Annotated in this window: 15 protein-coding genes; all 15 read left to right on the forward strand. The window is 72.5% G+C overall.

The features are described 5' to 3' along the window. Nucleotides 1-52: 52 nt before the first annotated feature. The 15 genes from RAC69_RS12875 (at nucleotide 53) to RAC69_RS12945 (ending at nucleotide 19,556) form a co-directional block, all read left to right on the forward strand. Nucleotides 53-1,630 carry an ABC transporter substrate-binding protein gene (locus tag RAC69_RS12875; RefSeq protein ID WP_341933314.1) on the forward strand — a complete coding sequence of 526 codons (1,578 nt, stop codon included), beginning with the start codon at nucleotides 53-55 and terminating at the stop codon, nucleotides 1,628-1,630. 41 nt (nucleotides 1,631-1,671) lie between these two features. After that, entirely contained in the window at nucleotides 1,672-2,667 is a 996-nt protein-coding gene (locus RAC69_RS12880; protein WP_341933315.1) for an ABC transporter permease, read from the forward strand. 17 nt (nucleotides 2,668-2,684) lie between these two features. After that, nucleotides 2,685-4,520 (forward strand): dipeptide/oligopeptide/nickel ABC transporter permease/ATP-binding protein, encoded by a 1,836-nt coding sequence (locus tag RAC69_RS12885; RefSeq protein ID WP_375087151.1) that lies wholly within the window; start codon nucleotides 2,685-2,687, stop codon nucleotides 4,518-4,520. After that, nucleotides 4,517-5,266, forward strand: coding sequence for an ABC transporter ATP-binding protein (locus RAC69_RS12890; protein ID WP_375087152.1), 750 nt, complete (start codon nucleotides 4,517-4,519; stop codon nucleotides 5,264-5,266). The genes RAC69_RS12885 and RAC69_RS12890 overlap by 4 nt, the downstream gene beginning before the upstream one ends. A gap of 55 nt (nucleotides 5,267-5,321) precedes the next feature. Beyond that, nucleotides 5,322-8,687 carry a serine hydrolase gene (locus RAC69_RS12895; RefSeq protein WP_375087153.1) on the forward strand — a complete coding sequence of 1,122 codons (3,366 nt, stop codon included), beginning with the start codon at nucleotides 5,322-5,324 and terminating at the stop codon, nucleotides 8,685-8,687. Continuing rightward, a complete protein-coding gene (locus RAC69_RS12900) occupies nucleotides 8,684-9,823 on the forward strand; it encodes a M20 family metallopeptidase (protein ID WP_375087154.1) in 1,140 nt (379 codons plus the stop codon). Before RAC69_RS12895 ends, RAC69_RS12900 begins: the two co-directional genes overlap by 4 nt. Then, the gene (locus RAC69_RS12905; protein ID WP_375087155.1) at nucleotides 9,811-10,620 is read left to right on the forward strand and encodes a GNAT family N-acetyltransferase; all 810 of its coding nucleotides are present in this window, start codon (nucleotides 9,811-9,813) and stop codon (nucleotides 10,618-10,620) included. Before RAC69_RS12900 ends, RAC69_RS12905 begins: the two co-directional genes overlap by 13 nt. Beyond that, nucleotides 10,617-11,723: an o-succinylbenzoate synthase gene (menC, locus tag RAC69_RS12910; RefSeq protein ID WP_375087156.1), complete on the forward strand. Its 1,107-nt coding sequence runs from the start codon at nucleotides 10,617-10,619 to the stop codon at nucleotides 11,721-11,723. The genes RAC69_RS12905 and menC overlap by 4 nt, the downstream gene beginning before the upstream one ends. Before the next feature lie 16 nt (nucleotides 11,724-11,739). Beyond that, nucleotides 11,740-13,362, forward strand: coding sequence for a PucR family transcriptional regulator (locus RAC69_RS12915; protein ID WP_375087157.1), 1,623 nt, complete (start codon nucleotides 11,740-11,742; stop codon nucleotides 13,360-13,362). A gap of 23 nt (nucleotides 13,363-13,385) precedes the next feature. Then, nucleotides 13,386-14,162, forward strand: coding sequence for a copper homeostasis protein CutC (locus RAC69_RS12920; protein WP_375087158.1), 777 nt, complete (start codon nucleotides 13,386-13,388; stop codon nucleotides 14,160-14,162). Nucleotides 14,163-14,185: 23 nt separating this feature from the next. After that, the gene (locus RAC69_RS12925) at nucleotides 14,186-15,040 is read left to right on the forward strand and encodes an alpha/beta fold hydrolase (protein WP_375087159.1); all 855 of its coding nucleotides are present in this window, start codon (nucleotides 14,186-14,188) and stop codon (nucleotides 15,038-15,040) included. A 172-nt stretch (nucleotides 15,041-15,212) separates the two neighbouring features. Continuing rightward, nucleotides 15,213-15,950 carry a DUF1684 domain-containing protein gene (locus RAC69_RS12930; RefSeq protein ID WP_375087160.1) on the forward strand — a complete coding sequence of 246 codons (738 nt, stop codon included), beginning with the start codon at nucleotides 15,213-15,215 and terminating at the stop codon, nucleotides 15,948-15,950. 46 nt (nucleotides 15,951-15,996) lie between these two features. Continuing rightward, complete coding sequence (locus tag RAC69_RS12935) at nucleotides 15,997-17,046, forward strand: biotin/lipoate A/B protein ligase family protein (protein ID WP_375087161.1); 1,050 nt, start codon at nucleotides 15,997-15,999, stop codon at nucleotides 17,044-17,046. Continuing rightward, on the forward strand, nucleotides 17,043-17,957 hold the full coding sequence (locus tag RAC69_RS12940) for a DNA-methyltransferase (RefSeq protein WP_375087162.1): 915 nt from the start codon (nucleotides 17,043-17,045) through the stop codon (nucleotides 17,955-17,957). The genes RAC69_RS12935 and RAC69_RS12940 overlap by 4 nt, the downstream gene beginning before the upstream one ends. Before the next feature lie 27 nt (nucleotides 17,958-17,984). Further along, nucleotides 17,985-19,556 (forward strand): carboxylesterase/lipase family protein, encoded by a 1,572-nt coding sequence (locus RAC69_RS12945; protein ID WP_375087163.1) that lies wholly within the window; start codon nucleotides 17,985-17,987, stop codon nucleotides 19,554-19,556. The last annotated feature ends 5 nt before the right edge of the window (nucleotides 19,557-19,561 follow it).

The following is a 19,561-nucleotide window of genomic DNA, read 5'->3' on the forward strand; positions in this document are numbered from 1 at the left end:
GCCACGCGGCGTGCACCCCGATAAGCACGAACCCACTGCCTGGAGGAACGTCATGACACCGAATCGCACCGCCGTCACCGCCGTCGTCGCCGTGACCGCTCTCGCCACCGTGCTCACCGGGTGCGGCTCGGACGGAGGAGGGGGTGAGCCGGTGAAGGGAGGCACCTTCACCGAGATCCTCGGCTCCGATCCGGGCAGCCTCGACCCCCAGCTCTCCGCGGGGAGCGCGCTGTTCGACATCAGCAAGCTCGCCTACGACACGCTCGTGAGCGTCGACGCCGACGGCGAGGTGCGCAGCCAGCTCGCCACCGAGTGGGAGGTCGACGGACTCACGGCGACCCTGAAGATCCAGGACGGCATCACCTGCGGCGACGGCACGCCGTTCACCGCCCAGAGCGCGGCCGACAACCTGAACTGGATCTCCGACCCCGCGAACCAGAGCGGCTTCCTCGGGGCCTTCCTACCCGTCGGGGTGACCAGCACCGCCGAGGGCGACACGGTCACGATGACCCTGTCGAGCCCGTCGCCGTTCCTGCTGCTCGGACTCTCCGGCCTGCCCATGGTGTGCGACACCTCGCTGAACGACCGCGACGGGCTCGCGGCCGGCACCGACGGCACCGGCCCGTACGTGCTCACCGAGGCCGTGCCGAACGACCACTACACGTACGAGCTGCGCGAGGACTACGCGTGGGGTCCCGGCGGTGCCACGGTCGACGAGGAGGGCATCCCGGCGAAGGTGAACGTGCGGGTCGTCTCCGACGGCACCACCGCGGCGAACCTGCTGCTCTCGGGCGAGGCGAACGCGGCCCAGCTCACCGGCCCCGACGCCGACCGCGCGATCAGCGCGAACCTCTTCCAGCGCGAGGGGACCGCGATCGCCGGCGAGCAGTGGTACAACCACGCCGAGGGGCACCCGACGAGCGACCCGGCCGTGCGCCTGGCGCTCACCCAGGCCGTCGACTTCGACGAGCTCGCGAACGTCATGACCGCGGGCAAGGGCGGACCGGCCACGGCCCTCGCCGTCGTCGAGCCGACCGTCTGCACGTACGACGCGATCTCCGAGTCGCGCCCGGAGTTCGACGTCGACGCCGCGAACGCGACTCTCGACGAGGCAGGATGGGTGCGCGGGTCGGACGGCGTGCGCGCCAAGGACGGACAGCGCCTGAGCCTGACGTTCCTCTACGAGAACAGCCTGGGTGCCGCCGCCGCGGCGGCCGCCGAGCTCGCGCTCTCGGCATGGGAGGAGATCGGCGCCGAGGTCGACGGCAAGCAGCAGGACGAGACCGCGCTGCTGGAGGCGACGTTCAGCACCGGAGCCTGGGACATCGGCTGGCTCACGCTCAGCGTCAACAGCCCCGACCAGGCCATCGGCTTCGTGAGCGGCACCGTGCCGCCGGAGGGCTCGAACTTCTCGGCGATCGAGAACGCCGAGTACACGGATGCCGTGACGCGCGCGTCCGAGCTGAACGGCAGCGAGGGCTGCGACGTCTGGCAGGAGGCCGAGAGCGCGCTGTTCGCCGCCGCCGACCTCGTGCCGTTCGCCAACGCCACCGTGTACATGTTCGGCAACGGCGCCGAGTTCGACTGGACGGGCGTGATCGAGCCGACCAGCATCCGTCTGGTCGGCTGAGAGCCCCGCGCCGCCCTCGACCCTCGGATCGAATCGACGACATGACGACACTGACCACCCGCATCGCCGAAGACGACAAGCGCGTCGGCGACCACCGCTGGCTGAGGTTCGCCCTCCGCCGCACCGGTCGGCTGCTCGTCTCGCTGTGGATCCTGATCACGGCATCCTTCCTGATGATCCACCTGGTGCCCGGGGATCCGATCCGCGCGGCGCTGGGGCCGACGGCCCCGGCCGCGGTCGTCGAGGCGCGGCGCGAATCGCTGGGGCTCAACGACCCGATCTGGCAGCAGTACCTCGACTACATCCGCGGGGTGTTCACGGGAGACCTCGGGGTGTCGATCGGGTCGCAGCTGCCCGTCGCCGACACGATCGCGCAGCGGCTGCCCGCCACGCTCACCCTCGCCCTGCTGGCCTTCGTGCTCGCCGTGCTCATCGCCATCCCGCTGGGCATGGCCGTCGCCGTGGCGACGCAGCGGGGCAGGGCCCGGGGCCTCGAGGTGGGCTTCAGCTCGACGAGCGTCGTGATCGGATCGATCCCGGACTTCCTCCTGGCTGTGGCCCTCGTGGCGGTGTTCGGCGTCCAGCTCGGATGGCTGCCGGTCGCCGGGCGCGAGGGGCCGCTGTCGTACATCCTCCCCGTGCTCGCGCTCGCGCTGGGGCCGGCGGCGATCCTCGCCCGCATCCTCCGCATCGAGGCGCTCTCCGTGCTCGATGCCGACTTCGTGCGCACCGCGCACGCCAAGCGGCTGCGGGCGCCGCGCATCACCCTGCGACACGTGCTGCCGAACGCCGTGACCGCGACGCTCACGCTCGGCGGGCTGCTGCTGAGCGGCCTCGTCGCCGGCACCGTGCTCGTCGAGACGGTGTTCGCGTGGCCGGGGCTCGGCAGCACGATCGTCAGCTCGATCCAGACCAAGGACTACCCGCTCGTGCAGGGCACCGTGCTCGTCTACGGCGTGGGCGTGCTGCTCGTGAACACCCTCGTCGACGCCGCGCTCGCGGTGCTCGACCCCCAGTCGACGGCGGCCGAGGCATGAGGCGCACACTCGCGAACATGATGCGCACCCCGCTCGGGGCGCTGGCGCTGGCGCTGCTCGCGATCGTCGTGCTCACCGCCGTCGTCGCCCCGCTCATCTGGGGCGAGCAGGCCGATGTCACCGACACCGGCGACCTGCTGGCCGGCCCCTCGGCCGAGCACCTCATCGGCACCGACAACCTGGGCAGGGACCTGCTGCTCCGCACGATCGTGGCGACGCGTCTGTCGATCGTGCTCGCGCTGCTCGCGACGCTCGTCGCCGTCGTCGCCGGCCTCATCCTCGGAGTGGCCCCGCTGCTGCTCGGGCCGGTGCTCGGCCGCGCGATGACCTGGTTCACGGGAATCGCGGTCGCGTTCCCCGGACTGCTGCTCGCCCTGTTCTTCGCGGCGATCTTCGGCAGCACGGCCACGGCCGCGGTCTTCGCACTCGGGCTCGCCGGCGCCCCGTCGTTCGCCCGCCTCTGCCAGAACCTCATCGCCGGCATCGAGGCGCGCGACTTCGTGGCGGCCGCCCGCGTCGGCGGAATCGGCCGCGTGCGCGTGCTGTTCCGGCACATCCTCCCGAACATCGGCGAGCCGCTCATCGTCAACTCGACCATCGGCGCCGGCGGCACCCTGCTCGCGTTCGCCGGACTGTCGTTCCTCGGTCTCGGCGTGCAGCCCCCGGAGTACGACTGGGGACGCCTGATGATGGACGGCCTGCGCGGCATCTACGCGAATCCGCTCGCCGCGCTCGCCCCCGGTCTGGCGGTCGTGATCGCCGGACTCGCCTTCAACCTCACCGGCGAGTCGGCCGCCCGCAGCCTCGGCCTCGCCGACGACGCGCTGCTGCGCACCGCGACCCGCATCCGCCGCCGCACGCCCTTCGGCCGCTCCGCCGCGCAGGCCGTGGCGCCCGCGGCGGAGGACGGGGCGGTGCTGGAGGTCGAGGACCTGCGCGTCGACTTCGAGGCCGCCGACGGCACCGTGGTGAACGCCGTGCGGGGGATCGACTTCCGGGTCGGCGCCGGGGAGATCGTCGGGATCGTCGGCGAGTCCGGGTCGGGCAAGTCGATGACCGCGCTCGCCGTCGCGCGGCTCGTGAACCCGCCGGGACGGGTCACGGCATCCTCTCTGCGCTTCCTCGGCGTCGATCTGCAGGCGGCCGAGGGTCCGGCTCTGCGCCGACTGCTCGGCACCTCGATGGCGATGGTGTTCCAGGACCCCATGTCGTCGTTCAACCCGACCATGCGGATGGGCGCCCAGCTCGCCGAGGTCGCCACCGAGCACGCCGGCCTGAGCCGACGGGAGGCGCTCGATCGGGCGGCCGACCGGCTCGCCGCCGTGCGCATCACCGCGCCGAAGCGCCGCGTGCGGCAGTACCCGTACGAGTTCTCCGGCGGCATGCGACAGCGCGCGATGATCGGTATGGGCCTCATGGTGTCGCCGCGCCTCATCATCGCGGACGAGCCGACGACGGCCCTCGACGTGACGGTGCAGAGCCAGGTGCTCGATCTGCTGCGCGCGATCCGCGACGAGGACGGCGCGTCGATCCTCTTCATCAGCCACGACATCTCCGTGGTGGCCGAGCTGTGCGACCGCGTGCTCGTGATGCGCTCCGGAGAGATCGTCGAGTCGCTGCCCGCGACCGACCTGTCGTCGGCGCGGCACCCCTACACGCGGGCGCTGCTCGCCGCCGTGCCGCACATGGCGACCGACCTCGGCCGCCCGCTCGCGACCCTCGCGACGCTCGCGGCGGAGGAGGGGCGGGCGGCGGACGTCGACAGCACGGCGGACGCAGCGGCGGATGCCACGGGCGGGCCGGAACCGGTGGATGCCGTCGGCGGCGATCACGAGGAGGTGGGCACCCGATGAGCGAGCTCGTGTTCGATCAGGTCTCGGTGCGCTACGGCGTCGGCCGCGGCGCCATGACCGCGGTGGACCGTGTCTCGCTCACGGTGCCCGAGGGCGGCGTGACCGGCGTCGTCGGCGAGTCGGGGTCGGGCAAGTCGACCCTGGCCAGGGCGGCCGTCGGGCTCGTGCCCCTGCACTCGGGGCACATCCTGCTCGACGGCGCACCGATCCCGAGGCGAGGGCCTCGCCCGCTGCAGATGGTCTTCCAGGACCCGTACTCCTCGCTCGACCCGCGGATGCCGGTCGGGGCGAGCATCGCCGAGATGATGCCGTCCGGCATGACCAGACGGGAGCGGGCCGCCGAGGCCGCGCGACTGCTCGAGCTCGTGCAGCTCGACCCCGACAAGGCCGATGCGCGTCCCTCGCGGTTCTCGGGCGGTCAGCGGCAGCGCATCGCGATCGCCCGTGCGCTGGCCGGCAGGCCGCGCGTGCTCATCGCCGATGAGATCACGTCCGCGCTCGACGTGCTCATCCAGGGCGCGATCCTCAACCTGCTCCGGGAGCTGCAGGACGAGCTCGGGTTCTCGATGCTCTTCATCTCGCACAACCTCGCGGTCGTGCGGTACGTCGCCTCGCACATGGCCGTCATGCGCGACGGCCGCGTGGTGGAGCAGGGGCCGACGGCCGCCGTGCTCGATGATCCACACGACGCGTACACGCGGCAGCTGCTCGCCGCGATCCCCCGACCGATCCAGTACACCCCCTGACCGCCAGACCCACACGCCAGCCGGTGCCACGAGCGCCGCAACCGAAGGAGTCCCCGTGACCCGCAGAATGAGTATCGACGACGCTCTCGCTCTGACCGTGCCGAGTCAGCCGACGCTGTCGCCCGCCGGAGACCGCGTCGTGTACGTGCTCGGCGCGACAGACGTCGACGAGGACCGCAGCACGAGTTCGCTGTGGATCGCCGACGAGAGCGGCACCAGGGCGCTCACGCGCGGTCCCTCCGACTCGAGCCCGGTCTTCTCGCCCGACGGCGCCCACGTCGCCTTCCTCCGCGACGGCCAGCTGTGGACCCTGCCGCTCGGCGGCGGTGAGCCCCAGCAGCGCACGACCCTCCCGCTCGGCGCCGGTGTGCCCGTGTGGAGCCCCGACAGCACGCGCATCGCCTTCACGGCGGCGGTCGTGCCGCGCTCCGCCCCCGATGCCGGGGAGAGCGACGAGCAGCGCGCGGAGCGCGAGAAGGCCCCGATCGTCACGAGCGGGATCGACTACCTCGTCGACGGCGCGTGGTTCACGCGCGGCGTGACCGACCAGCTGCACGTGCTCGACGTGGCCGAGGGCCGCGTGCGACGCCTCACCGACGGCGTCTCCGGCGTCGGGAGTCCCGCATGGTCGCCCGACGGCAGCGTCCTCGCCTACGTCGCGCGTCCCGACGGTGCCGACGACCTCGCCTTCCGCTCGTCGGTGCAGGCGGTCGACCCCGCGGACCCCGCCGCCCGCCCCCGCACCCTCGCGTTCGCCGACGGCTGCGCGGGCACAGTCTCGTTCACGCCCGACGGCGGCCGCCTCGTCGTCATCGGCTGGAATGGCGAGCCGGAGGGGCACGCCGGGCTCTTCGTCGTCGACCTCGGATCCGGCGACGTCGTCGACGCGGCCGGCGACCTCGACCGCAATGTCATGCCCGGCGCCCCCGCCTACCCCGGCGCGCTCCCGCAGGTCACGGCCTCCGGCGACATCCTCTTCGCGATCCGCGACCGCGGCGCGACGCACCTCTACGCCGTGCCCGTCGCGGGCGGTGCGCCCCGACTCGTGCACGGCGGCACCGACGAGGTCGTGAGCGGTCTGTCGGTCGCGGGCGACACCGCGGCGATCGCGCTCACGACGCCGACGTCGTTCGGCGAGATCCTGCGCCTCGACCTCGCGGCGGGCACGAGCACCGTGCTCACCGCGCACGGCGACGCGCCGGACGGCGCCGAGCTGTTCGTGCGCGAGAGCCGTGAGTTCACGATCAGCGACGGCACCGTCGTGCAGGGCTGGATCGTGCGCGACCCCGCCGTCACGGGCGCGACGTCGCTGCTCGTCGACATCCACGGCGGGCCGCACAACGCCTGGAACGGCGCCGTCGACGAGATGCACCTCTACCACCAGCAGCTCGCGGCGGACGGATGGACGATCCTCATGATCAACCCGCGCGGCAGCGACGGGTACGGCGAGGACTTCTGGCGCGGCGTGAACGGCGCCTGGGGCGTCTCCGACGCCAAGGACTTCCTCGAGCCGATCGACGAGCTCGTCGCGGAGGGGACGGCGGATGCCGCTCGCCTCGCGGTCGCCGGTTACAGCTACGGCGGTTACATGACGGCCTACCTCACGGGTCACGACGACCGGTTCGCCGCTGCGGTCGCCGGAGGCATCGTCGCCGACCTGTTCAGCATGGGCGGCACGAGCGACGACGCCCACATGCTCAGCGTGCTCGAGCTGGGCGTCATGCCCTGGGCCTCCGCCGACCGCGACGCGCTCACCGCGATGTCGCCGTACTCGGCCGTCGAGAACGTGACGACGCCGACGCTCGTCCTGCACGGAGAGAAGGACCTGCGGTGCCCCGTGCACCAGGCGCAGCAGTGGCACTACGCGCTGCGCGAGCGCGGGGTCCCCACCGAGCTCGTCATCTACCCGGGCGGCAGTCACGCCTTCCCTCTGCTCGGCGCACCGAGCCACCGGGTCGACTACGCGCGCCGCATCGTCGACTGGGTCGAGCGCTTCGCCGGGAGCACCCGCGGTGCGCGCCCGGCGGCGATCGACGCCGCGCACTGGCAGCACCGGCTCGACGAGCTCGCGCGGCTGCACGACGTGCCGGGTGCGCAGCTCGGCATCCTGCGCTACGACCCCGAGGGGCGTGACGAGGTCGTGACGGCGGCCACCGGCACGCTCAACGCCGACCTGCCCCCGGCGTCGGCGACCGTGCTGCCCGACTCGGTCTTCCAGATCGGCTCGATCTCGAAGGTGTGGACGGCCACGGCCGTGATGCGGCTGATCGAGCAGGGGGCCTTCACGCTCGACACCCCGGTGGTCGAGATCGTGCCCGACCTGCAGCTCGCGACCGAGGAGTTCACCAGGGGTGTCACGGTGCGTCACCTGCTCACCCACACGAGTGGCATCGACGGCGACGTGTTCACCGACACCGGCCGGGGCGACGACTGCCTGGAGAAGTACACGGAGCTGTTCCCCGAGATCGGCGTGAACCACCCGCTCGGCGCGACCTGGTCGTACTGCAACTCGGGCTTCTCGCTGCTGGGGCGCGTGATCGAGAGCGCAACGGGCAGCGTGTGGGATGCCGCGATGCGCGACCTGCTCTTCACGCCGCTCGGGCTCACGCACACCGTGACTCTGCCCGAGGAGGCGATCCTGCACTCCGCCGCCGTCGGACACGTCGAGAGCGGGGAGAACCCCGTCATCGCACCGGTGTGGGCGCTGCCGCGCTCGCTCGGCCCGGCCGGACTCATCACCGCGCGGGCGGCCGACGTGCTCGCGTTCGCGCGGCTGCACCTGGCCGGCGGCGTCGCGGCGGACGGCGCCCGTCTGCTCGAGGAGTCGACGGTCGCCGAGATGCAGGCGTTCCAGGCCGAGGTGCCGGACAAGCACATCCTCGGCGACTCGTGGGGTCTCGGCTGGATCCGCTTCGACTGGAACGGCGAGCGCCTGTACGGGCACGACGGCAACACGATCGGCCAGGCCGCGTTCCTGCGCGTGCACGCCGAGTCGGGTGTCGCCGTGACGCTGCTGACGAACGGCGGCCATACGCGTGACCTCTACGAGGACCTCTACCGCGAGATCTTCGCCGAGCTCTCCGGCGTGACGATGCAGGCCACCGTCCAGCCGCCCGCCGAGCCGGTCGAGGTCGACATCGCGCCGTTCGTCGGCACGTACGAGCGCGCCTCGGTGCGGGCGGAGGTGTTCGTCGGCGACGACGGACCGATGCTCCGCACCACCGTTCTGGGACCGCTCGCCGAGCTCGAGCCCGACCCGGTGGACGAGTACGCGCTCACGCCGTACAGCGACGGCGTCTTCGCGCTCCGCGCCCCCGGGACGCAGACGTGGATGACGGCGACGTTCTACACGCTGCCGACGGGCGAGGAGTACCTGCACTTCGGCGCGCGGGCGACCCCGAAGGTGTCGAGCGGCGCATGAGCATCCCGTCCCCGCTCGTCACCGGCGCACTCACGGAGGCGGCCCTCGTCTCCTCGATCCGCCGGTTGATCGAGTGCGAGTCGCCCTCCGGCGACGACGCGGCCGTCGCTCGGTCGGCCGACGTCGTCGCCCAGGTCGGCACCGAGCTGCTGGGCGTCGAGCCCGAGCGCCTCGTGATCGACGGCTGCACGCACCTGCGGTGGCGCTTCGGCGCCGCGACGCGGGTGCTGCTGCTGACCCACCACGACACCGTGTGGCCGCACGGCACCCTCGACCGGATGCCGTTCGGCATCGTCGACGGAGTGCTGCGGGGGCCGGGATCCTTCGACATGAAGACGGGGCTCGCCATGGTGCTGCACGCGGTCGCCGCGCTCGACGACCGCGACGGCGTGACCGTGCTCGTCACGGGCGACGAGGAGACGGGATCGGTGCGCTCGCGCGCGCTCATCGAGGACACGGCGCGCGGCGCCGCAGCGGTGCTCGTCACCGAGGCCTCGGAGAACGGCGACTGGAAGGGCGCCCGCAAGGGCGTCGGGATGTACGAGATCGCCGTGCGGGGCAGGGCTGCGCACGCGGGACTCGAGCCGGATAAGGGCGTCAACGCGACGGTCGTACTCGCGCACCTGGTGCTGGCGGTCGGTGACCTCGCCGACGCGGATGCCGGGACGACGGTGACGCCCACCCGCGCTGATTCGGGGACGACGGGCAACACCGTCCCCGCCGAGGCGCTGCTGCGCATCGATGTGCGGGCGTGGTCGGCGGCCGAACTCGAGCGGGTGGATGCGGCGCTCCGCGCTTACGCCTCGCCCGTCCCTGGCGCGTCGATCACCGTGCACGGCGGCATCAACCGCCCGCCGCTCGCGCGGGAGCTGTCGCAGGCGCTCGCCGACCTCGCGGCGAGGCTCGGCCCGGCGCACGGACTGGGTGAGGTGCGGGCGGTCGCCGTCGGCGGCGGCAGCGACGGCAACTTCACCGCGGGTGCGGGGGTGCCGACCCTCGACGGCATGGGGGCCGTCGGGGGCGGTGCGCACGCCGATGACGAACACGCGATCGTGGCGGAGATCCTGCCCCGAACGCGACTGCTGGCCGACATGGTCGCAGAGATCTCGAGAACGGACGGATCATGGCAGAACTGATGCACGACGACGCGGTCGTGTCGTCCGCGCAGCGCGATGCGGATCGCGCCGCCGCAGCATCCGGCGTCTCGATCAGAGAGCTCGGGGCGGTCGGCGAGCATGCCGAGGCCATCGCCCTGCTGTCACGCATCTGGCGGCGCTCGCCCGAGAACCCCGTCGTGCCGCCCGAGCTCATGCGGGCGCTGAGCAAGGCGGGCAACTACATCGGCGGCGCGTTCGCCGACGACCGCCTCGTCGGGGTCGCGATCGCCTTCCACGCCGACCCGGAGCGCCACGCGCTGTACAGCCACATCGCCGGGATCTCCGCGGAGAGCGCCGGGCGTTCGATCGGATTCGCGCTCAAGCAGCACCAGCGCGCCTGGGCCCTCGGCCGCGGCATCGACGCGATCGAGTGGACGTTCGACCCGCTCGTCGCCCGCAACGCCCACTTCAACATCACCAAGCTCGGCGCGAGGCCGCAGGAGTACCTCTCGGACTTCTACGGCGCGATGACCGACGGCGTCAACAGCGACGACGAGACCGACCGGCTGCTCATGCGGTGGGAGCTCCGCGACGCGGGCGTCGCGCTGCGCGCGCACGGCAGCTCCCCGCAGCCGGAGTCGCGGATGCCTGGCGACCGCACCGTCGCGGTGCCGCCCGACATCGAACGGACACGGCGGGAGGACAGGGCGGAGGCGCAGGTCTGGCGTCTGCGCGTGCGCGAGCAGCTCACCCGCGCGCTGGACGCCGGCGGACGGATCGTCGGATTCGACCGCATCGAGGGGTACATCATCCGACCGGAGAGGATCACGGCATGAGGATCGACGGGATCGAGCTGCGACGGGTGGCGATGCCGCTCGTCTCCCCGTTCCGCACATCGTTCGGCACGCAGACAGCGAAGGACATCCTGCTCGTGCGGGCCGTCGTGGACGGCGTCGACGGGTGGGGCGAGTGCGTGACGCTGCCCGACCCCGTCTACTCGCCCGAGTACACGGAGGGCGCGGTCGACATGATCCGCCGCTACATCGTGCCGGCGCTGACCGGAGCCGAGATCTCGGGCGCGCACATGATCGGCGAGCGGCTCGCGCCCTTCAAGGGCCACCGGATGGCGAAGGCCGCCGTCGAGACCGCCGTGCTCGACGCCGAGCTGCGCTCCGAGGGGCGGTCGTTCGCCCGCGAGCTGGGCGCTGTGCACGACACCGTGCCGTGCGGCGTATCGGTGGGCATCATGGACGAGATCCCGCGGCTGCTCGACGCGGTCGACGGGTATCTCGCCGAGGGATACGTGCGCATCAAGCTCAAGATCGAGCCGGGGTGGGACGTCGACGTCGTCCGCGCGGTGCGAGAGCGCTTCGGCGACGACGTGCTGCTGCAGGTCGACGCGAACACCGCCTACACCCTGCGGGACGCGCAGCACCTCGCCCGCCTCGACGACTTCGGCCTCCTCCTGATCGAGCAGCCGCTTGAGGAGGAGGACATCGTGGGGCACGCCGATCTCGCGCGGATGCTGAAGACGCCGATCTGCCTGGACGAGTCGATCACCTCGGCGCAGACCGCTGCCGCCGCGATCCGCCTCGGCGCCACGAGCGTCATCAACATCAAGCCGGGCCGTGTCGGCGGATACCTCGAAGCGCGCCGCATCCACGACCTCGCGGTCGCCCAAGGCGTGCCGGTCTGGTGCGGCGGCATGGTCGAGAGCGGCATCGGCAGGGCGGCGAACGTCGCACTCGCCGCCCTGCCCGGATTCGTGCTGCCCGGCGACGTCTCCGCGAGCGACCGCTTCTACCGCGTCGACCTCACCGAACCGTTCGTGATGCGCGACGGGAGCCTCTCGGTGCCGCAGGGTCCGGGGCTCGGAGTGACCCCGATCCCGGAGATCCTCGACGAGCTCACGACCTGGACCGAGTGGCTTCCGATGTGAGGTTATGCTCGCCGATATGAGCGCGCTGTCACGGTCGAGCTGGGGTCGCGTGATCGACGATCTCGGCGTGACGCTGCTCGACGTGGCGTACGGCCGCATCGACGTCGACCGGCAGATCGGCGGCATCGTCATCCATGATCCGCTCGACGAGCCGGTCTATCCGCAGGGCGCCGTCGTGCTCGCGGTCGCGCTGCGCGACGCCGACGAGCTCGCGGCACTCGTGCGCGAGGCGGGGGAGCGGGGAGCGGTGGCCGTGGTCGTCCGCGCCTCGACCGAGCTGCCGCAGGTCGTGCGGGATGCCGCCGACGATGCACGCATCGCGATCCTCGGCCTCGCCCGCGGCGCGACGTGGACCCAGCTGGCCGCCCTCCTGCGCTCGCTGCTCGCGGAGGACGACGTGGGGCAGACGCCCGCGGAATCGCTGGGCGGGGTGTCGTCCGGAGACCTCTTCGCCGTGGCGAACGCGATCGCCGCGCTGCTCGATGCCCCCGTGACGATCGAGGACCGCTCGTCGCGGGTGCTCGCGTTCTCCGGCGGGCAGGAGGCGGCCGACCCCTCGCGCGTCGAGACCATCATCGGCCGACAGGTGCCCGACCGCTATGCGCGCGTGCTCACCGAGATGGGCGTCTTCCGCGACCTGTACCGCGGCGACGCCCCGGTGGTCGTCGACCCCGTCCGCCTCGGCGAGGGCGTCTCGACCCAGCGCATCGCGATCGCCGTGCGGGCGGGCGACGAGGTGCTCGGCTCGATCTGGGCCGCCATGGACGGGCCGCTCACCGAGGAGCGCTCGGCGACCCTGCGGGACGCGACCAAGCTCGTGGCCCTGCACCTGCTGCGGATCCGCGCGGGAGCCGACGCGCAGCGCAGTCTGCGCGCCGAGCTCGTCAGCCGCGCCCTCGAGGGCGGACCCGATGCGCAGGACGCGCTCGGACGCCTCGGCCTCGCCGGCCGCCGCGTCTGGGTGATGGCGACGGCGCTCGCGCCACCCGGCGAGGACGGCACCGAGCACGACTCCATCGCCGAGCGCGAGCGCCTCACCGACGCCCTCGCGCTGCACCTCTCCGCCGTGCAGCAGGGGGCGGCCGTCGCCCTCGTCGGCGACACCGTCTACGGCATCCTGCCCGTCGCGGACGCCGCGGCCGAGGATCGCTCCGTCCGCCTCGCGGAGGACTTCCTGCAGCGGGTCGGCGACCGCATCCCCGCCGTGATCGGCATCGGCCGCCCCGCGGCGACCGTCGCCGAGATTGCGCGCTCCCGCGCCGAGGCCCACCGCGCGCTGCGCGTGGTGATCGAGCGCGCCCCTCGGCAGCGCAGCCTCGCCCGCATCGCCGACGTCGAGACCGACTCGCTGCTGCTCGACCTCCGGGACCTGCGCAGCGCGCGCGGCGACCTCGCCTCGGGTCCGCTCGCTCGGCTCATCGACTACGACACGCGCCACGACGCGCACCTCGTCGACACCCTCAGGGCCTGGCTCGACCACTTCGGCGACGTCACCGCGGCCGCCGCCGCATGCTTCGTGCACGCCAACACCTTCCGCTACCGGCTCCGACGGGTCGCCGAGGTCGGACGCCTCGACCTCGACGACGCCGACGCCCGGTTCGCCGCGATGCTCGAGATCCGCACACTGCCCGCGCGCTGACGACGCTCGGGCAGAATGGACGGATGACCTCAGCCCCCTCCGTCGGCACGACCGATCCGGCTGCCGGCATCGCCGTCGAGATCGCCGTCCAGGACACCGCGGGAGTGCGGGTCGCTGGTGCCGTCGGGGCGACGCGGATCGAGCTCGCCCAGGCCCTCCCGCTCGGCGGACTCACGCCGTCGCCCGCGACCCTGGAGCTCGCGATCGAGACCGCCCGCGACCTCGGCGTCGAGGTGCATGTGCTCGTGCGTCCGCGTCCCGGCGGGTTCCACTACGACGCCGACGAGATCGCGGTCACCGAGCGCGACGTGCGCCGAGCGGTCGACGCGGGCGCCGACGGCGTCGTCGTCGGAGCGCTGGATGCCGCAGGCGCCCTCGACCTCGTCGCGATGGCCAGACTGCGCGACGCCGCAGGCGCGGCATCCGTGACCCTCCACCGTGCGATCGATGTGACAGCCGACCCCGTCGCGACCCTCGCCGCGGCGCGCGCTCTCGGACTCCGCCGGGTGCTCACCTCGGGGGGCGCGTCGGCGGCGATCGACGGGATCGAGACGCTCCGCGCGATGGTCACGGAGGCAGCCGGCGGTATCGAGGTCATGGCCGGGAGCGGAGTGGATGCCGCGAGCGCGGCCGCCCTCGCCGGAACCGGCGTCGACGCCCTGCACTTCTCCGCCAAGCGCACCGTGCGCGAGGAGGGCGGTGTGCGCATGGGCTCGGCGGCGGACGGCGTCGGCGGCTACGAGGTCACCGACCTCGACACGGCCCGCGGGGTCGTCGCAGCGCTCGCCTCGTCACGCTGAGCAGCGGTCAGTAGGGTGGGGGCGTGACGGATACACGCGAGTTCACCGACGCCCACGGCATCGCCATCGTCTACGACGTGCACGAGGCTGTCGGCGAGGCTCGGGGCGTCGTGCAGCTGCTGCACGGCGTCGGCGAGCACGCCGGGCGATACGGAGCGCTGATCACGGCGCTCACCGAGGCCGGCTTCCACGTGTACGCCGACGACCATCGAGGCCACGGTCGCACCGGCATCCGTCAGCACGAGGGGCCGGCGAAGCTCGGCCGTCTCGGCAAGGGCGGTCTGCGGGCCGCGGTCGCCGCGGTCTGGCAGCTCACCGGCATCATCACCGACGAGCACCCCGACCTGCCGCTCGTGCTGCTGGGGCACTCGTGGGGATCCTTCCTCGCCCAGATGCTCGTGAACGACCACCCCGAGGCCTGGACCGCCGTGATCCTGTCGGGGTCGGCGCTGCGCATGCCCGGCTCGCTCAACGCGGCGCCGCTGAACGCGCGCTGGGCCGGACCGGAGGCGACGGGACTCGAGTGGCTGAGCCGCGACCCCGAGGTATGGGCGGCCTTCCACGACGACCCGCTCACGACGGACGTGCCGCTGCTGAAGCTGTTCGGCCCGATCGAGGCCGCGCGGCTCTACGGTCGACCGCGGAGGGACCTCGGCCACGACATCCCGCTGCTGCTGCTCGTCGGCCGCGACGACCCGGTCGGCGGACCCCGCAGCGTGCACCGGCTCGCCGAGGAGTACCGCACCAGGTCCGGCCTCACCGACGTCACCACCCTCGTCTACCCCGATGCGCGGCACGAGATCTTCGCCGAGCTGAACCAGGCCGAGGTCCGCGCCGACGTGCTGGCCTGGCTCGACGCCCGCATCCCCGCGTGCTGAGCCCGGATGCGGACGCGGCGGCGAGTGGGATGCCGCGGGAGATGTCTCCGCGTGACCCCGCGTGACCCCGTGTGACAGCGGGTGAATCCGCGTGACGCCTTGCGCGCCAGGCATCCGTTCCTCCGCATAGATTCGCGACGAGAGGGGCGTCGATCGGCGAGGAGGGAGCGCGGTGGGCTTCGAGGAGGAGTGGCGCGGCTGGCATGAGTCGCGAGAGCGGTATGCCGGTGCCGAATACGGTCCTGCCGCGCTGGAGTCGACGAACTGGCTCATCACCGAGCCGGCTGCCGTGGAGGGAGTCCCCGGGCTATGGGCGCTCACGGGAGACGGCGGGATCCGCGGCAGCGACCTCGGCACGGCCGGGTCGACCGTGACCCTGCACGGCCCGCAGACGCTGCGCATCGGGCGCCGCGAGCTGCGGGTGTTCGACCGTCGTGGAATCCTCGCTCTGCGGGTGTTCAATCCGCGGCGGCCCGAGCGCGAGCGCTTCAGCGGCATCGACGCGTACCCGCCACGGGAGGGCTGGCGGGTCGCGGCGCGGTTCGAGGAGACGCCCGGCGAGACCGTCTCGATCACGGCGATCGACGGCGCCACGCACGAGCAGGAGCTCGCCGGCCGGCTGCACTTCGAGCTCGACGGCATCCCGCTCACCCTGTCGGCCACACGAGCGCCGCAGGGTGGTCTCACCGCCGTCTTCGCCGACGGGACGAACGGCACCGAGACGTACCGGTTCCGCTTCCTGCCGATCGAGGAGCCGGATGCCGACGGCGCGGCCCTGATCGACTTCAACCGCGCCTACCTCCCGCCGTGTGCGTTCTCCGACCAGTACGTGTGCCCGCAGCCGCCCGCTGCCAACCGCTGGTCTTTGCCGATCCGCGCGGGCGAGCGCGCCGTCGTCCTGGGGCGCTGAACTCCTGAACCGGGACAGCGGCCGACCAGCGCCTTAAGCTGGAACCGTGCACGGTGAATACAAGGTCCCAGGGGGAAAGCTCGTCGTCGTCGACCTCGAGGTGGAGGACGGCCGGATCGCCCGGTTCCGCCTCGCCGGGGACTTCTTCCTCGAGCCGGACACCGCTCTCGCCGACATCGACGCCGCCGTCACCGGACTGCCGGTCGAGTCCGACGCCACGGCCATCGCCGCCGCCGTGCGCGCCGCGCTCCCCGAGGGCGCCCAGCTGCTCGGCTTCACCCCCGAGGCCGTCGGCACGGCCGTGCGCCGCGCCCTCGTCACCGCCCCGGGCTGGCGCGACTTCGACTGGGAGATCGTGCACGAGAAGGCCGTGTCGCCCCGCATGAACCTGGCGCTCGACGAGGTGCTCACCTCGCGCGTCGGAGAAGGACGACGCCGCCCGACCCTGCGCATCTGGGAGTGGGACCAGTCGGCCGTCGTGATCGGCTCCTTCCAGTCGTACCGCAACGAGGTCGACCCGGAGGGCGCGGAGCGCCACGGCTTCGACGTCGTGCGCCGCATCTCCGGCGGCGGTGCCATGCTCATGGCCGCAGGACAGATCATCACGTACTCGCTGTACGTGCCGGCATCCCTCGTGCAGGGCATGACGTTCGCCGACTCCTACGCCTTCCTCGACGACTGGGTGCTGCAGGCGCTGCGCTCGCTCGGGATCGACGCCGTCTACCAGCCGCTCAACGACATCGCCAGCTCCTCGGGCAAGATCGGCGGCGCCGCGCAGAAGCGCCTCGCCAACGGCGGAGTGCTGCACCACGCAACGCTGTCGTACGACATCGACGGACAGACCATGACCGAGGTGCTGCGCATCGGTCGCGAGAAGCTCAGCGACAAGGGCACCACCTCGGCCGCGAAGCGCGTCGACCCGCTGCGCAGCCAGACCGGACTCTCGCGCGCCGAGATCATCGAGCGCTTCACCGACACGTTCCGTGCCGTGACGGGTGCGGAGGACGGTGGGATCACCGCCGACGAGTACGCCGACGCCGAGGCGCTGGTCGAGTCGAAGTTCGCGACCGACGCGTGGCTGCACCGGGTTCCGTGACCGACGGGCAGCCGCCCGCGCTCGGCGCCGTCACCGTCATCCAGGGCGACAACCTCGCCGTCGCCGCGACGCTGCCCTCGGCGTCCTTCACGCTCGTCTACCTCGACCCGCCCTTCAACACGGGCCGGACGCAGGAGCGGCAGATCGTCACCGCGCGCCGCACGGCGTCGGATGCGGAGCAGGAAGCGGATGCCGGAGATGCCGGGGATGCCGAGCCGGCCTCGCCGACCGAGGTGCGACACGGATTCCACGGCCACCGCTACGAGCGCGTGCGCGGGATGCTGCGCACGTACGACGATCGCTTCGACGACTACGGCGCGTTCCTCATGCCGCGCCTCGCAGAGGCGTGGCGGCTGCTCGCCGACGACGGCACGCTGTACCTGCATCTCGACTACCGCGAGGCGCACTACGCCAAGGTGATGCTGGATGCCGTGTTCGGCCGCGACTGCTTCCTCAACGAGCTCATCTGGGCGTACGACTACGGCGCCAAGTCGCGGCGGCGCTGGCCGACCAAGCACGACACGATCCTCGTGTACGTGAAGAACCCGCGCGAGTACGTGTTCAACTCCGACGACGTCGACCGTGAGCCGTACATGGCCCCCGGACTCGTCACGGCCGAGAAGGCCGCCAGGGGCAAGCTGCCCACGGATGTCTGGTGGCACACGATCGTGCCGACGACCGGACGGGAGAAGACGGGGTACCCGACGCAGAAGCCCGAGGGCATCCTGCGGCGCATCGTGCGGGCGTCGAGCCGGCCGGGAGATCGGGTGCTCGATCTCTTCGCCGGAAGCGGCACGACCGGCGCCGTCGCGTCGGCACTGGGGCGCGACGCCGTGCTCGTCGACGACAATCCCGAGGCCGTGCGCGTCATGACCGAGCGGATGCCGCACGCCGACGTCGTGCACGGCTGACGCCGCCGCATCCGGCAGACTGCGGGGATGAGTGAATTCGTCGAGGTCGACACCGCTGCCGGTCGTGTGCGCGGGCGCTGGCGCCCCACCACGGGAGGGCGAGGGGAGCCGCGGTCCGCCGCGTTCCTCGGCATCCCGTTCGCCGAGCCGCCGACCGGGTCGCTGCGCTTCGCCGCCCCCGTGCCGCACGCGTCCTGGGAGGGCGTGCGCGACGCGCTGGAGTTCGGGGCCACCGCTCAGCGCGGCGACCAGGGCGACACGCTCATCCCCGAGCCCAGCGTCGCGGGCGACTCCACTCTCAACGTGAACGTCTTCACTCCCGACCCGGATGCCGCGGGGCTCCCCGTGCTCATGTGGATCCACGGCGGCGGCTTCACCACAGGATCCCCCGCGAGCGCGTGGTACGACGGACGCAACTTCAACCGCGACGGCGTCGTCACGGTCACGATCTCGTACCGCCTCGGCTTCGAAGGGTTCGGCTGGATCGAGGACGCCCCGTCGAACCGCGGGGTGCGCGACTGGCTGCTCGCGCTTGAGTGGGTGCAGCAGAACATCGCCGCGTTCGGCGGAGACCCCGCGCGCGTCACCATCGCCGGGCAGTCGGCGGGCGGCGGGGCCGTGCTCACCCTGCTCGGCATGGAGAGCGCGCAGCACCTGTTCCAGCGCGTGTACGCGGTGTCGGCCGCGCTGACGGATGTCGCGGCGTCCCGGTCCGAGACGTTCGGCCGGGCGCTCGCCGCCTCGGCCGGCGTCGATCCCACGGTCGCGGGGCTGTCGGGTGTCGACGAGCTGCGCCTGCTGACGCTGCAGAAGCGGGCCACGCACCTGAACCCCCGCGAGATCGCGAGCCTCGTCGACCAGGGGCTGCCGCTCGGACCGGCCGTCGATGGCGACCTCATCACGCGGCCGACGCGCGAATCGCTGCGCGCCGGTGTCGGGGCCGACAAGCCGCTCGTACTCGGCGCGACCGACGACGAGTTCACGATGGTGTTCGGCGGAGCGGTGGCGAAGGCTCTGCGCTGGGTGCCCCGGAACGTCGTGCTCGATCGGCTCGGTCTGCCGCGCGCGGTGCGGGCCGAGTACCTGGCCGCGAACGACGACATCGTGCGGCTCGGCAAGCCGCGGCTCGCCGGTCGAGTGCTCACGGACCGGATGTTCCGAGTCGGCGTGCTGCGCGTCTCGTCCGACCGCGGCGACGCTCCGACCTGGGTGTACCGGTTCTCGTGGTCGTCCGGACGCTTCGGCTTCGCGGAGCACTGCCTCGACGTGCCGTTCTTCTTCGACTGCCTCGACGGCCCGCGCATCGACAATCTCGCCGGGCCGAACCCGCCGCAGCGGCTGGCCGACGAGGTGCACGCGGCGGCCGTCTCGTTCATCGCCGGCGGCGATCCCGGCTGGCCGCGACACGAGGGGGATGCCGGGATCGTGCGCGTCTACGACAGCGAGACCCGCGACGTCGCCGACGCCTACGCGACCGTCCGGCCACTGCGGGCGGCTGATCCGGTCGGTCGACCCCGAGACGACCTGTTCGTTCGCGCGAACGAAGATCGACTTCGTTCCGACGAAGGGTGGTCGGCGGAGCGAACCCCGGGACAGTGAATTCG

The organism is Microbacterium sp. LS_15 (genome assembly GCF_041954735.1).
Taxonomy (GTDB): domain Bacteria; phylum Actinomycetota; class Actinomycetes; order Actinomycetales; family Microbacteriaceae; genus Microbacterium.

Bases quoted from the DNA above. Each gene is read 5' to 3' on its own strand.
- RAC69_RS12920 (WP_375087158.1), top strand. From the start codon at position 13,386: ATGACCTCAGCCCCCTCCGTCGGCACGACCGATCCGGCTGCCGGCATC.
- RAC69_RS12945 (WP_375087163.1), top strand. From the start codon at position 17,985: ATGAGTGAATTCGTCGAGGTCGACACCGCTGCCGGTCGTGTGCGCGGG.
- RAC69_RS12905 (WP_375087155.1), top strand. From the start codon at position 9,811: ATGGCAGAACTGATGCACGACGACGCGGTCGTGTCGTCCGCGCAGCGC.
- RAC69_RS12900 (WP_375087154.1), top strand. From the start codon at position 8,684: ATGAGCATCCCGTCCCCGCTCGTCACCGGCGCACTCACGGAGGCGGCC.
- RAC69_RS12875 (WP_341933314.1), top strand. From the start codon at position 53: ATGACACCGAATCGCACCGCCGTCACCGCCGTCGTCGCCGTGACCGCT.
- RAC69_RS12890 (WP_375087152.1), top strand. From the start codon at position 4,517: ATGAGCGAGCTCGTGTTCGATCAGGTCTCGGTGCGCTACGGCGTCGGC.
- menC (WP_375087156.1), top strand. From the start codon at position 10,617: ATGAGGATCGACGGGATCGAGCTGCGACGGGTGGCGATGCCGCTCGTC.
- RAC69_RS12915 (WP_375087157.1), top strand. From the start codon at position 11,740: ATGAGCGCGCTGTCACGGTCGAGCTGGGGTCGCGTGATCGACGATCTC.
- RAC69_RS12880 (WP_341933315.1), top strand. From the start codon at position 1,672: ATGACGACACTGACCACCCGCATCGCCGAAGACGACAAGCGCGTCGGC.
- RAC69_RS12885 (WP_375087151.1), top strand. From the start codon at position 2,685: ATGATGCGCACCCCGCTCGGGGCGCTGGCGCTGGCGCTGCTCGCGATC.